The 13,153-nt window shown below is 33.7% G+C and carries 13 protein-coding genes; 7 read left to right on the forward strand and 6 right to left on the reverse strand.

Going from position 1 to position 13,153, the window contains the following annotated elements:
- Window positions 1-25 precede the first annotated feature (25 nt).
- Window positions 26-2,863: a YhgE/Pip domain-containing protein gene (locus BR44_RS10505; RefSeq protein WP_034552587.1), complete on the forward strand. Its 2,838-nt coding sequence runs from the start codon at window positions 26-28 to the stop codon at window positions 2,861-2,863.
- A 47-nt stretch (window positions 2,864-2,910) separates the two neighbouring features.
- Here BR44_RS10505 and BR44_RS10510 read toward each other — a convergent pair whose 3' ends face one another.
- Complete coding sequence (locus BR44_RS10510; protein ID WP_034552590.1) at window positions 2,911-3,804, reverse strand: DMT family transporter; 894 nt, start codon at window positions 3,802-3,804, stop codon at window positions 2,911-2,913.
- Window positions 3,805-4,517: 713 nt separating this feature from the next.
- Between BR44_RS10510 and BR44_RS10515 the strand changes: the two genes are divergently transcribed.
- Window positions 4,518-4,706 (forward strand): hypothetical protein, encoded by a 189-nt coding sequence (locus BR44_RS10515; protein WP_425393565.1) that lies wholly within the window; start codon window positions 4,518-4,520, stop codon window positions 4,704-4,706.
- A gap of 206 nt (window positions 4,707-4,912) precedes the next feature.
- Here BR44_RS10515 and BR44_RS10520 read toward each other — a convergent pair whose 3' ends face one another.
- Together BR44_RS10520 and BR44_RS10525 are read right to left on the reverse strand one after the other, a co-directional pair.
- Complete coding sequence (locus BR44_RS10520; protein ID WP_034552592.1) at window positions 4,913-5,533, reverse strand: DedA family protein; 621 nt, start codon at window positions 5,531-5,533, stop codon at window positions 4,913-4,915.
- Between the two features lie 71 nt (window positions 5,534-5,604).
- Window positions 5,605-6,894 (reverse strand): hydroxymethylglutaryl-CoA reductase, degradative, encoded by a 1,290-nt coding sequence (locus BR44_RS10525; protein WP_034552593.1) that lies wholly within the window; start codon window positions 6,892-6,894, stop codon window positions 5,605-5,607.
- Window positions 6,895-7,782: 888 nt separating this feature from the next.
- Between BR44_RS10525 and BR44_RS11395 the strand changes: the two genes are divergently transcribed.
- The 5 genes from BR44_RS11395 (at window position 7,783) to BR44_RS10550 (ending at window position 10,804) form a co-directional block, all read left to right on the forward strand.
- Window positions 7,783-7,956, forward strand: coding sequence for an SMR family transporter (locus tag BR44_RS11395; RefSeq protein WP_084676139.1), 174 nt, complete (start codon window positions 7,783-7,785; stop codon window positions 7,954-7,956).
- An 89-nt stretch (window positions 7,957-8,045) separates the two neighbouring features.
- A complete protein-coding gene (locus BR44_RS10535; RefSeq protein WP_034552596.1) occupies window positions 8,046-8,630 on the forward strand; it encodes a cob(I)yrinic acid a,c-diamide adenosyltransferase in 585 nt (194 codons plus the stop codon).
- An 81-nt stretch (window positions 8,631-8,711) separates the two neighbouring features.
- The gene (locus BR44_RS10540; RefSeq protein WP_051912694.1) at window positions 8,712-9,131 is read left to right on the forward strand and encodes a DUF4430 domain-containing protein; all 420 of its coding nucleotides are present in this window, start codon (window positions 8,712-8,714) and stop codon (window positions 9,129-9,131) included.
- Window positions 9,132-9,162: 31 nt separating this feature from the next.
- Window positions 9,163-9,660, forward strand: a complete 498-nt coding sequence (locus BR44_RS10545) for an ECF transporter S component (protein WP_245592970.1) — start codon at window positions 9,163-9,165, stop codon at window positions 9,658-9,660.
- 232 nt (window positions 9,661-9,892) lie between these two features.
- Window positions 9,893-10,804 carry an ROK family protein gene (locus BR44_RS10550; protein WP_034552601.1) on the forward strand — a complete coding sequence of 304 codons (912 nt, stop codon included), beginning with the start codon at window positions 9,893-9,895 and terminating at the stop codon, window positions 10,802-10,804.
- A gap of 95 nt (window positions 10,805-10,899) precedes the next feature.
- Here BR44_RS10550 and BR44_RS10555 read toward each other — a convergent pair whose 3' ends face one another.
- From BR44_RS10555 to BR44_RS10565, 3 genes are read right to left on the reverse strand one after another with little or no spacing between them, the layout of a single operon-like run.
- Window positions 10,900-11,424, reverse strand: coding sequence for a hypothetical protein (locus BR44_RS10555; RefSeq protein WP_034552603.1), 525 nt, complete (start codon window positions 11,422-11,424; stop codon window positions 10,900-10,902).
- Window positions 11,424-12,380, reverse strand: a complete 957-nt coding sequence (gene floA / locus BR44_RS10560) for a flotillin-like protein FloA (protein ID WP_425393584.1) — start codon at window positions 12,378-12,380, stop codon at window positions 11,424-11,426. Before floA ends, BR44_RS10555 begins: the two co-directional genes overlap by 1 nt.
- Before the next feature lie 41 nt (window positions 12,381-12,421).
- Window positions 12,422-13,021: an NfeD family protein gene (locus tag BR44_RS10565; protein WP_034552607.1), complete on the reverse strand. Its 600-nt coding sequence runs from the start codon at window positions 13,019-13,021 to the stop codon at window positions 12,422-12,424.
- Window positions 13,022-13,153 lie beyond the last annotated feature (132 nt).

A 13,153-nucleotide genomic window follows, 5' to 3' on the forward strand; every position in this document is an offset into this window, starting at 1 on the left:
CTAAGAAAGGTGTGGAAAAGTACTAATGAAACTGTTGAAAAATGAATGGAAAGAGATTTTCTCTAATAAAGTGTTACTTATTTCTTGTTTAGTGATGTTATTTATTCCAATATTGTATGCAGGCTTCTTTTTAAAGGCTAACTGGGATCCTTATGGCAGTACAGATGAACTTTCAGTTGCAGTCGTTAATGAAGATCAATCAGTTGATTATGAAGGGAAAAAATTGGCTATCGGCTCTGAATTAATAGAGAATTTAAAAAGCAATGATTCTTTAGATTGGCATTTTGTTGCCCCAAGTGAAGCTGAAAAGGGATTAAAAAATCGAAAGTATTATATGGTGATGACTATACCAAGAGACTTCTCAAAAGATGCTGCCACATTAATGGATAAGCATCCGAAAAAAATGAATTTGATTTATAAAACAAATGGGTCATTAAACTTCATTGGTGAAGTAATTAGTAATGCAGCTGTAAAAGAAGTTAAAAAAGAAGTTTCTGAAAATGTAACAAAAGCATACACAGAAGCTCTATTTGATCAAATAAGAGAAGTGGGAGAAGGATTTGCCAAAGCTGCTGATGGATCGGATGAATTAGATGGAGGAACAGAAAAGTTAGCTGACGGAAATAAAGAAATAACTGGGAATTTGACTAAGTTAGCCAATAGCACGCTGTCATTTAGTGAAGGAGCAGATACTTTAAGCATCGGTTTAAAGGAATACACAAATGGAGTTGCTCAATTAGATTTAGGGGCGATTAAATTAAATGAAGGTATTGGACAATTAGCTTCTAACGTTGGTCCACTAAAAGATGGTGTTACTCAATTAAACAATGGAGCTTCTGATTTGACTGAAGGGTTAACAGCCTATACAAATGGCGTCAGCCAGCTAGATTCAGGAGCAAGCCAATTGACAGCTAATAATGTTAAACTTCAAAATGGTGTGGGTAGTTTGAGTAGTGGTGTAGACCAAGTCAAGACCGGTAGTGATCAATTACTAGACGGATTAAATCAACTATCTACATCACTTGGAAACAGTATGTCAGACGAAAATCAAAATAATTTAGATACATTAACAGCTAGTTTGCCTCAGATAAATAAGGGTATTCAGACTTTGAATACTGCTCTAGGCGCTGAAACCGGTGGGGTAAATACCGATTCAATTACTACAGATTTAACTAATGTAGGGACAAATCTGGTGGGTATGGAAGATAATTTAACAAAAGCCGGTGACCATTTATCAGATATTGGAACAGCTGCACAAACACTAGGTGTTAAAACTCAAGAAAATGCAACGAGTACAATTAGTACTGTCCAAAAAACAGCAGCTTTCAAAAGTTTGAATGAAACTCAAAGAGCAGAATTATTAAATGGTTTAAAAGAGGAGTTGCAAGTACAAGGGAAAGAAAACGTTACGTTAGTCCAAGACATTGGTGGCCAAACAGCTGCTGCTGGTGAAAATTTAATAGCTATAGGACAAGAAGCTACTAATGCAGGAACTTCAGCTAAAGACTTACAAACACAACTTGAAGAATTAGCTGGATTAACAAGTCAATTAACGACTTTAAAAACTCAAGTGGCTAAACTAGCAGCGGGTTCGAATCAAGCTCTTCCTGGTGCTGTTCAAGCTATTACTGAGTTACGTGGCGGATTAACAAGTGTTCAAACGGTTTTAACTCAAATGGGTGAAGGTAAAGACAAAGGCGTTATTCAAGGAATGTCTGAATTAAATCAAGGTCTTGCTACCATTCAAGGTGGGTTAAAAGGGGACAATGGCTTAGTTGCAGGAATGACAACTTATACAAACGGCGTTAGTACTTTACAAAAAGGTGTTAACCAGTTAGAAAATAATTCTAAGGCATTGAATTCAGGGGCTACTCAGTTAAGTGGTGGGCTCAGTCAAGTAGCTGGGAAATTACCCTCTTTAATTGAGGGAGTAAATCAATTAAACAGCGGCTCTAATCAGTTAGTGCAAGGCACCAATCAATTAACCACTCATTCTAGTAAGCTATTAAATGGTGCAGATCAATTAGCTGGTGGAGCTAGTCAAATTAATGATGGTTCTACTAAATTAGCAGATGGATCGACTATGTTAGGGAATGGATTAGCTACGTTGAAAGATGGAACGACTACATTAGCAACTGGTTTACGAGATGGTTCAAAAAAGGTTAATGCTATTGATCCAACAGATGAAACCTTTAGTATGTTCTCAAATCCAACAGAATTAATTCATAGAGAATACAGTCATATCCCTAACTACGGTGCTGCTTTAGCCCCTTATATTATGTCAGTGGCTTTATATGTAGGAACATTAGTTTTCAATACGATTTATCCAATACGAAAATCGCCTTTAAATGGACCATTAGGATTTTCTTTTTGGATAAGCAAACTTTCTGTAGCATTGACTGCAGCAATAATGATGGCGGTTATTGAAGCTGGATTGCTATTGATGCTAGGATTGCATGTGCAATCTGTGGGGAATTTGTTCACAGTGACTATAATAACAGCTTTAGCATTCATGGGAATAGTCACGTTCTTGACCATATCCTTAGATAATATTGGTCGTTTTATTGCGATGATATTACTAGTCGTCCAATTAGGTGGATCAGGCGGAACATTCCCAATGCCATTAACAAATCACTTCTTTACATCTATTCATCCATATTTACCAATGTCTTATTCTATTTATGGATTTAGAGAAGCCATTTCTGGTGGGATAGGTCAAGATCTTTTTATGCAAAGTAATCTTGTTTTAGTCAGTATTCTTATTGTGTCTAGTGGTTTATTATTTTTATATATGCACTTCTTTCAAAGGAGAAAACAGAAAAAAATAGAAAATAAGGAATCTACAGAGGCTTTAATAGCATAGAAAATAAAAAAAGGGGTTTTGAGACAAAAGTCTCAAAACCCCTTTTTTTATTCAAAACCTAAAATGAAAATTCCGACCATAATAGCAGCAATAACCCAGTATTGAGCTTTAGTTAATTTTTCTTTTAAGAAAATACGCGAAAGAATAACAGAAACAATACTATAAGAAGAAATCAAAGGTGAGACAATAATGGCATTTCCAGCAATAGCGTACACATAGAAAAATTGACCAATCGTTTCAAATATGGCAGCATAGCCTTTTGTTCGTTCTTCAAATAGATTAAAGGATTTTTTCTTTACAACTAGTAGATAAAAAGCCGCTAGAATAGCACAAATTAGAAAAGTTAGTTCATAAGAAGTGTTAGCTTGGTTCTCACTCATGACTTTGTCTAAAATGAAAGCATCTGCAAATGTCCCCAAACCATCAATAATCGCATATAAAATGGGTAAAAGAATAGCGAGTGCACCAATTTGATATTTTCGATCAACTTTTTCTTTATGCTTTATTCTGTCTAAATCTGCGGCTCTTTTTTCAAAGATAGATAATAGCAATATGCCAACTGAAATAACAGCAACAGCAAAAAATTGTACGCCAGTCATGACCTGACCTAAGAATATAAATGTCAGTAAAGAAGCAATAGCACCGGATGAATTCATGATAGGAGATGAAACGGAAAGCTCAATATAGCGTAACCCAATATACCCAATGGTCATTGAAAGAATATACATACTAGAAACAGGTAAGTAACGAATGATATTCATCGGATCGTAGGAAATATCTGTAAACAAAAGAGTATACAGAGCGTGAATTCCCATAACTGAACCAACCATTATCACTATTCTCAAATGACTGTAGGGGTCTTTTGGATTAGAACTTTTTTTATAAAATAAATCTGCTGTTCCCCAAGAAAAAATAGAGACCAGTGTAAAAATAAACCACATAATTTTCACCTTTTCATATAAATAAATTTGCGAATAACTTATGTAACCAATGAATAAATGCTGAAGTTAAGCTAGTTTTCGCTTTGTTCATAATATCATAAAAATGACGTGAAATAATAGAAATAAAAAAGAATCTATGAAAAAAATAAAAAGAATACAACGAAAAACGTTTACATTCTTATGCGATAGATAATTAATGATTTCCAAATGAAAAAACGACTAAATTTTCTTTTCAATTAACTGATTTTAGTAGATTAATTTAGTGAAAGTTTTATAATTTAATTGTATGAAAAATAGGAATGCATAGGTATACCATTCATAAAGTAATCAACTTAATTTTTAGACTCTTTAACAGCCGAAGTATAGGTTAGTGCTTGAGCAGGGCTTATTTGGTATGTGAAAAAATGACTGAACCAGAATTGATTGAATGGATAAATGTGCCTTGATCGAATATTTTTTCTGTCAGGTTTATTAGCAGTAGCCAAAAAAATCAGTCTTCTTCAGCAATGAAGGATTTTTTATTAGTTGAATTACACGATTGTAAAAAAATAGCTTTTTTGCTATTCCAGAGTGGGATAGTTATTTACTTGTAGATACAGCTAACGATGATTAAGGTCATTAATTTGAATCAGTAAGGTGTATTTAATGGTCAATTAATAATAATGAGAGTATAGTTGACTTGTAGCAAAATGTCTTTTTAGGAGGAATTTATGATGGGTTATATGACAGAGTCAGATGTAATACACTTATTAAATGAATCAAAAAAGGAATTAGATCGTTTGACAGCAAAACGTACAATGGATTTAAGTAATTCGATTAGTTACATTGAAAATGAACTTGAGATACAACGAATAAAAGGTAAAATTACTGCTTACGAATACGTTTTAAATGTGGATGAATAAAATGGATGAAAGTAGCTGGGACAAAAGTAGGTTTCACAAAAAAATCGTTCCACCCCTTTAAAGTTAAATAGAAATAAAGAAAAATACACTCCCACTAATGAGTAGCTGAGCCATTAGTTTTGGGAGTGTATTTTTTAATTTTTTTATCCAAAGTCTTTTTATGTTGAATAATAATTTCTGGAAGAAATTTAAGTGAAAAGCTATTTTTAACTATCCATTTTATTCTTTTTCTTTCTACGTAAAAGCCAGATTAGACCGGCCAAGATGACTATAAAAATAATAACATAGGCTATTTTTGAATAAATAGACATATAATAGACGATTACTTTCCAATTCGATCCAACAAGAGCACCGAAATAAATCAAAATGGTATTCCAAATGAATGAACCAACAGTTGTGAAAAAAAGGAAAAGACCTATCTTCATTTTTGCCATTCCAGCTGGAATTGAAATAAGACTTCTAATTAATGGAATAAAACGACAAAAAAATACTGTTGCGACACCATGTTTAAGGAACCATTGGTTTGCTTTATGCAAATCTTTTTTTGATAACCGCAAGATGTGACCCCAACGATCGACAATTTTTTCTAAACGAGTAATATCTAAAAAAGAACCCACACCATATAATATCAAAGCTCCGATAACAGAGCCAATGGTTGAAACGATAATCATGCCAGTAATAGTTAAGTTTGTATTAGTGGTCATAAATCCACCAAAAGTTAAAATAACTTCCGATGGGATAGGTGGGAAGACATTTTCAATCATGATTAAAAATGCGACACCAATATAGCCAAACTGTTCCATAATTTGTTGAATCCAAATTTCCATAGTGTTGCAGACTCCTTCCTTGCTGTATTTTGTTTAGCCAAGATGATTTAACTTGTCTATTAGTTGACTAGCTATTTCTGATGTTGGATAGCATCTAATAATTTTATAGCTATTTCTAGATTCATATGAGTACTTTTCTTTAATCCGTTTGCAACGAGTTCGATATTATCGCCAGTTGCCCCAGCATTAATGGCTAATGATTTAGCCTGTAAACCCATATGCCCTTTTTGAATGCCTTCGGTCACTAAAGCTCTTAAAGCAGAAAAATTCTGAGCCAAGCCTACTGAAACAATGACCGATTCCAGTTCTTTAGCCGTTTTTATGGACAATAATCGTTGGCTGAATTGAGCAGTAGGATGGATACCAATAGATCCGCCTACAAACCCAACAGGTAAAGGTAAAGTTAAAGAGCCAATTAAGTCTCCATTATCAGCTTTTTCCCAAACAGATAAAGCGCGGTATTGTCCAGATTTAGCAGCATAAGCATGTGCACCTGCTTCGACTGCACGCCAATCGTTTCCACTTGCTAAGACTACAGCGTCAACTCCGTTCATGATACCTTTATTATGCGTTGTAGCACGGTAAGGATCTACATAAGCAAATTGGGAGGCTTCAATTATACGATCTCTTACTTCTTCACCTGTAAAATCTCCACGACTTAATAAATCAGTAGGAATCTGGCAAGTAGCGGTAGCTAAACATTCAGTCGCATAATTAGATAGGATACTCATCAAAGCCGTTCCGTCAGTAATGTCTTCAATATAGGAAGTGACTGCTTCCATCATTGTATTAACAATGTTAGCACCCATAGCTTCTAAAACATTTACATGGACATGAACAACTAAGAATTCTGGGGAACGCTCTGTCGCTGCAATAGTGCGGAAATTCACATCACCTGCACCACCGCCTCGTTTTACAATAGAAGGATGAGCAGCATTTGCTTTTTTTAGAATGGTTTCTTTATGTAAAGATAACTGTTCTAAGGCGAAAGTTAAGTTTGAAACATTTTTTAAAGCAATCTGTCCGATCATTTTTCGTTCGGTTAAATGAGTTTTAAATCCACCAGCTTGGGCAACTAATTTAGCTGCAGAGCTGGCTGCAGCTATAACAGATGGTTCTTCGGTGACCATTGGGATAGTGAAAGAGTGATGATCTATTAAAAAATTTAAAGCAACTCCCAAAGGAAGAGCATATTGTGTTAGTTGATTTTCAATCATATGATCGGCTATTTGATCGGGTAATAGCGTCTTTTCAGAGAGAAACAGCCTATCTTGTTCATTGATAACCCCGGCATCAAGCAGTGCTTGGGTTCTTTCTGTCTTTGTTTTTTTATAAAATTCTGAAAAATAAGAATGTGCCATTCTATAACCTCTTTCCAAAATAAGTTCATGCATTATTCTAGCATAGAATAACTTGCTACTCTAGAGGAATGAACGTATCTTAATAGAAACCTTAATTATTAAACAAAAAAATACTGAAAAATTGATCAAGTACAAATATGATTTAATCTAAGTAAAGTAAAAATAGAATTTGAGGTTAGCAAAATAGATTTGAACAAAATATAAAAATTCGTAGAAAAATTAAGTTATATAGGATTATCATCCAAAACGCCTTAACAAAACCCAAGCCTGATTTCATAACTTCATTATTTTGTGAGCAATCACGAAGCTTGTAAATGTTATTGCCGTACTGGACAATTCAGAGGAAAAATATCCTGAACTTATCTTTTTTGATTAATCATCATAAAGATACTTCTATAAAAAATGATATGAATGATTCATGAAAGCAATGATTTACTTTAAAAGTAGATGGAGAAGCGCCAAGAAGAAGTGCAATAATGAAAGTGAAAAAGTGAAGAACCTATTTATGCAAAAAGAATTACCAGAAGGATGAATATAAAAAGAAATATGTACAGGATATAATGGCTTTATCAGGTATGTTGATTAATATCGGGTTTATTTTCGGTTAATTAAAGTATGGTACAATTAAAAAATCATCTATTGTTTGCGATGGGAAGTATCCGTTTGTTTATTCTTATTAAAGCTACTGATACGCTGAAAAAAGCTTGGAAATAAAATGAAAATAAAAAATCGTTTGTTATTTATAGTGCTATGCGTTTAATTCACTTTAATGATAAACAAATAATAGCCAAAGAAAGCGTAAGGAAACAGATGAAAAATGATAGGAACAATGTGCATTCAGTTTTTGGATAGCTAAAATACAGTGGAAAAGCTATCTTTGTTGCTCTTATGTTCAATAACTTATTACCATTAGGCGTTTTTTATGCAATCTGGACAGGAATAGGTACAATTGGAGGAACAATTGTTGGTATTTTATTTTATGGAGAGTCAAAAAACAGAAAACGATTTTTATTTATGGGTATGATTGTAGTAGCGGTTGTAGGATTGAAATTAAGTGCTTGAAAAACCTGGACATACAATATATAGTGGTTTAATATGATGTAAACACTATATATTGTTTTTTGTAGTGGATATAAGAAAGTGGTGATGGGATGCAAGTTTATACTAAAAGAGGAGATTATGGAAACACGAACATAATCGGTGGACGAACTGTAAAAAAGGATGCACTAAGAGTTGAGGCCTATGGAACAATTGATGAAGCAAATTCATTAATTGGATATATAGTAAGTCAAATGAATGAGCAAGACGTTACATTAAAAAATGAATTAATACAAATCCAACATTATTTGTTTGACTGCGGAACTGATTTAGCAACTCCTCATGGAAAAAATTCCTATAAGTTGACAAAAGAAAGTATCACTTGGATTGAAGCTAGGATAGATTGTTATGCGCCTATTCCACCAGCTATTGAGTCATTCGTTTTACCAGGGGGGCAACCTGTGGCTAGCTTATTGCATATCGCTCGAACGGTTGTCAGAAGAGCAGAAAGAAGAATGGTTAGTTTTGCTTCAGAAGAAGAAACCAACCCGCATGCAGGAATTTTTATCAATCGATTATCAGACTATCTTTTCGTACTTGCTCGTTTGGTCAATCATCAAAATAAGGTAGCGGAACCTCTATATGAGCGTGGTGGGAAAGTATTTCATACCTCTTTAAAAAAAGATGATAGCCATTAAATGAACTGAAATCATTTCGAAATAAGGTCGGTGAAAAGATAGAAATTTAGTTTTGTAAGTGAAAAAATGGAGGAAATTAAGATGAAATTAAAAATAAAATTAGGATTTATATTTATCACCTTACTAGCATTAACAGCCTGTGCAGATACAAATCAAACAGCTGTAAATGAAAGTTCTGCACTAGTTCCAAGTGAGGTTGAAGTCGCAGCGACTAAAACAATTTCAACTTCTATTGTCTTACAAGAAGAAGAAAAAGTTTTGTCAAATAGTTCAAAAGAATTAAAAGTTGAAGAAGGTCAAAATCTATTAGAGGTTATGGAAGAAAATTATGAGATTATAGCTAAAGATGGCTTTATTTCCGCTATTGAAGGGTATGAACAGAACAAAAAAGAAGGGAAATATTGGTTGTATACGATTAATGGAGAACAAGCTACAGTAGGTGCTAGCGATTATATAGTAGAAGATCAAGATATCATTGTGTGGAATTTAGATGGCATGTAAGCGGCCTCCACATAAATTTTCTGTTCAAAGAATGACCTTGTTAGCTATGTTGACAACACTTTGTTATGTTAGCCGTTTAGTATTTCAATTTTTACCTAACGTCCAACCGGTAACGGTTATTTTAATCATTTTAACACTCACTCTTGGAGTAGCCGATGCTTTAATTGTCGCGACTTTATCTATTCTGATTTCCAATATTAACTTAGGAATGGGAGTCTGGACAATCGCACAGATTGTTTCGTTTGCACTAATAATTATTAGTACAGGCCTATTAATAAAGCCACTTTTCAAAAAGGCGCCTTTTTCTGTAATGGTTCTATATGCCATATTAACTGGCTATATCTATGGTTTTTTGGTATCGCTAATCCAAGCACCTTTTTTCGGTATTCAAAATTTTTGGGTCTATTATCTTTCTGGACTACCTTTTGATACATTGCATGCTCTTGGAAATGGTGGTTTTTATTTAATATTAGCACCAATATTATTCCCTCTATTGAATAAATCAATTGAAAAATATTTTATGAAATAAATAAGAAAAATAGTTATTTAATAATACAGATTGCTTTTAAAGCACCTGTATTTTTTTATACGTATAGCCAAATTAAGCAGATTTAACAACAAGAAGAAGAGGCAAAAAATGCTGTTTTAGCCTAATCGTGTTAAACTTAATGTAAAGTCAAAGACTATCAAAGAACAAATGTAAAAAGCGCTTACTAAAAAACAAAAGAATTCTAGCATGTATAGGTAAGGAGAGTGAAAAGATGGCTGATTATTTAGGGGTAGACGTTGGAGGAACACAAATAAAATATGGGCTAATCAATGATGAAGGTGAAATAGAAGTTGTCTATGAAAAAGGAACGCCGATGGATTCATTGGATAGTTTTGTTGAAGTAATGGGTGAGATTTATGATGCGTATGCAGACAAGATTAAAGGCATGGCAATTAGTATGCCTGGAATTATTCATTCAAGAACGGGTTTTGCTGTTCATGGTGGGACACTCGAGTATATAAAAAACATGAATATGATATCGTTGCTAGAAGAGCGGTGTCCTACAATTATTCATGTTGAAAATGACGGAAAAGCCGCAGCATTAGGAGAATTGTGGAAAGGAAACTTTAAGGGAGTAGAAAATGGGGTAATCCTTGTTTTGGGAACAGGAATCGGTGGGGGAATCATAAGCAATGGAAAATTATTGAAAGGGAACCATTATTCCGCTGGTGAAGTTTCATTTATTAAAACCAATTCGGATAGAAGTTCCGATGAAGATTATATGTTTGGTTTTCAAACAGGATTAAGAAAATTATTTAAAACAATCTCAGTCCGCTGTAAAATCCCATTAAAGGAAATAGACGGTTACCTTGTATTTAAATATGCAAATGAAGGCAATCTTGAAGTGTTAGCTTGTTTAAATGAATATTGTCGTACATTGGCTGTTCAGATTTTTAACCTGCAAACTATTTTAGATCCTGAAAAAATTCTAATTAGTGGTGGTATTAGTAAACAGTCTTTACTACTTGAACTGATTAAAAAAAACGTAGTAGAAGTATTTAAAGAAAAAAATACTGAGTTATTTTATGTTCCACTTATTGAAAGAAGTCGGCATGGAAATAAGGCCAACATTATTGGAGCTTTATACAATTATAAAAAAAATGAAGAACTTTTATTTGAATAATAATAATTTAAATAAACAAAATTTTCTTTTGGAGTAATTTCTAGAATAACTAATAGACAAAAAAAGTCTAGGACATATGTCCTAGACTTCTCTGTTTATCTATACGGGTTCATTGCACGAGGTTTATCTAGAATTTCCTTATAGATAAATCCCTTTATAATTTCTTTTTGACGGGGTGTCTGTTTTATTTTCTTGTTCACTTGTTTTTTTGTTTGAACAAAATTCTTAACTGGACTTGGCATGTCAGAATATGAGCGAGAAATAGCAGCACTTTTCGTGACGGGTTGAATCCGATTCCGTTCTGCTAAAGGCTCTCTTTTTGTTCTTACTGGTGATTGTTGGTATGGAGCATGTTTGGCAGATTGAGAAAGATTATTTCGCTGTTGTGCTAAATTAGCAGCTTTTGGGTCATTGCGCGAAACGTCTTTTTTGTCAGGTACATTTCTCAATCGATCTTTTTCCTGATTGATCTCCTTCATAAATTCTTGATACTTAGATACTGCACCATTTTTACCATTTTTTTGATTAAATAGTGCATTACTTATTGATCTAATAACTGTGACAATAAGAAGTAGAGGGATAAGAAAACTTAAAAAACTAAGGAGTGCAAAGAGTTCCATTATTCATCACGTTCACTTTCGCCTAACTCAGAAATAGAATCTCTCATTGAGGTATCAGCAGCAATATTTTTCATATTGTAATAATCCATCACACCTAAATTACCTGATTTTAATGCCTCTGCCATTGCTAAAGGAACTTCAGCTTCAGCTTCTACTACGCGAGCGCGCATTTTTTGAACTTCTGCTATCATTTCTTGTTCTTGAGCGATAGCCATTGAACGTCTTTCTTCAGCTTTTGCTTGAGCAATATTTTTGTCAGCTTCAGCTTGTTCCATTTGTAAGCTGGCACCGATGTTACGACCAACGTCAATATCTGCAATATCAATTGAAAGAATTTCAAAAGCAGTACCAGAATCTAAGCCTTTTTTTAGAATCATTTTTGAAATAGAGTCTGGATTTTCTAAAACATCGGTGTGTTTTTCTGCACTACCAACAGTAGTTACGATACCTTCACCAACACGAGCAATGATAGTCTCTTCGCCAGCACCACCAACCAAACGTTCAATGTTCGCACGTACAGTAACTTTAGCACGAGCTTTAACTTCAATCCCATTCATTGCCATAGCAGCAATGACAGGTGTTTCAATGACTTTAGGATTAACACTAACTTGAACCGCTTCAAACACATTACGACCAGCTAAATCAATAGCAGCAGCTTGTTTGAAAACTAAATTAATGTTGGCACGTTGTGCAGCGATTAAAGCATCAATAACTTGATTGATATCTCCGCCTGCTAAATAGTGAGCTTCTAATTCATTGATATTAATATCCAAGCCAGCTTTTGTAGCTTTTATTAATGGACGAATAATATTTTGAGGAGCTACTCTTCTTAAACGCATACCAACTAATGTACCAATTGAAACTTTAACTCCTGAGAAGTAAGCCGTTACCCATAATCCTACTGGTACAAAACGGAAAAACATGCTCAAAATGATGATAACGATGATCGCGATCATTCCAATACCTATTAAACCACTAGTTTCTTCTAATAACATATTTACGACACTCTCCTGACTATTATTTTTGAACCTTCGACTTTAATCACTTCGACAAAGACTTCTGGCTCAATTTGTTCTCCTGAACTTAGGACTTCTATTTCTTTTCCATCAAAGGCTACTTTACCAGTAGGTCTCAATATAGTAGTAGTGATTCCTTTTTTTCCTAAATAATCAGTGTAATCCTTGGTGCTCGAGTACCCACTAATCTTAGTTAAGTTCTCCTCTAAAATTAATTTTTTGAAATTCCCAAAAGAATAACCTTTTTTTAAAAGGATGATAGCTAAAACCACGGAAATAATACCAGCAATACTTAATTCAAGCAAACTTTGCCCAGCATCTCCATAGTTAAGATAGATACCTCCAAAAAGTAAAACACCTCCTAATATTCCAGCTATACCAAAATCAGGAATAAAGACTTCGAAGAGTAATAAAAAAATTCCTAGTACAAAAATCACGATAGGAAACCATTCACCATTACCGTTTAAAAAGAAATAAGCAGCAAAACTACCAACAGCTAATAAACCACCTAATAAATAATGAATGGTTAATCCTACAATGACTAATCCAACAAAACCCGCACTTAAAAGTAAGATATTCAAATTTATTCACCTCCTCTAAATTAGATTTCTCTATATAATAAATAGTAAAACAGGATAACATTTAGAAAGTCTTTTTTAGCATCTCAGAAGTAAAAAGATTTAAAATAGATACAAGCAGTTTACCATTCCTAT

It is taken from the genome of Carnobacterium funditum DSM 5970 (genome assembly GCF_000744185.1).
In the GTDB taxonomy this organism is placed as follows: domain Bacteria; phylum Bacillota; class Bacilli; order Lactobacillales; family Carnobacteriaceae; genus Carnobacterium_A; species Carnobacterium_A funditum.

Coding starts and splice junctions, on each gene's coding strand:
- floA (WP_425393584.1), bottom strand. CDS start 12,380: ATGATCGCGATCATCGTTATCATCATTTTGAGCATGTTTTTCCGTTTT.
- BR44_RS10545 (WP_245592970.1), top strand. CDS start 9,163: ATGACCTTGTTAGCTATGTTGACAACACTTTGTTATGTTAGCCGTTTA.
- BR44_RS10505 (WP_034552587.1), top strand. CDS start 26: ATGAAACTGTTGAAAAATGAATGGAAAGAGATTTTCTCTAATAAAGTG.
- BR44_RS10535 (WP_034552596.1), top strand. CDS start 8,046: ATGCAAGTTTATACTAAAAGAGGAGATTATGGAAACACGAACATAATC.
- BR44_RS10555 (WP_034552603.1), bottom strand. CDS start 11,424: ATGGAACTCTTTGCACTCCTTAGTTTTTTAAGTTTTCTTATCCCTCTA.
- BR44_RS10515 (WP_425393565.1), top strand. CDS start 4,518: ATGGGTTATATGACAGAGTCAGATGTAATACACTTATTAAATGAATCA.
- BR44_RS10525 (WP_034552593.1), bottom strand. CDS start 6,894: ATGGCACATTCTTATTTTTCAGAATTTTATAAAAAAACAAAGACAGAA.
- BR44_RS10510 (WP_034552590.1), bottom strand. CDS start 3,804: ATGTGGTTTATTTTTACACTGGTCTCTATTTTTTCTTGGGGAACAGCA.
- BR44_RS10520 (WP_034552592.1), bottom strand. CDS start 5,533: ATGGAAATTTGGATTCAACAAATTATGGAACAGTTTGGCTATATTGGT.
- BR44_RS10540 (WP_051912694.1), top strand. CDS start 8,712: ATGAAATTAAAAATAAAATTAGGATTTATATTTATCACCTTACTAGCA.
- BR44_RS10550 (WP_034552601.1), top strand. CDS start 9,893: ATGGCTGATTATTTAGGGGTAGACGTTGGAGGAACACAAATAAAATAT.
- BR44_RS11395 (WP_084676139.1), top strand. CDS start 7,783: ATGTTCAATAACTTATTACCATTAGGCGTTTTTTATGCAATCTGGACA.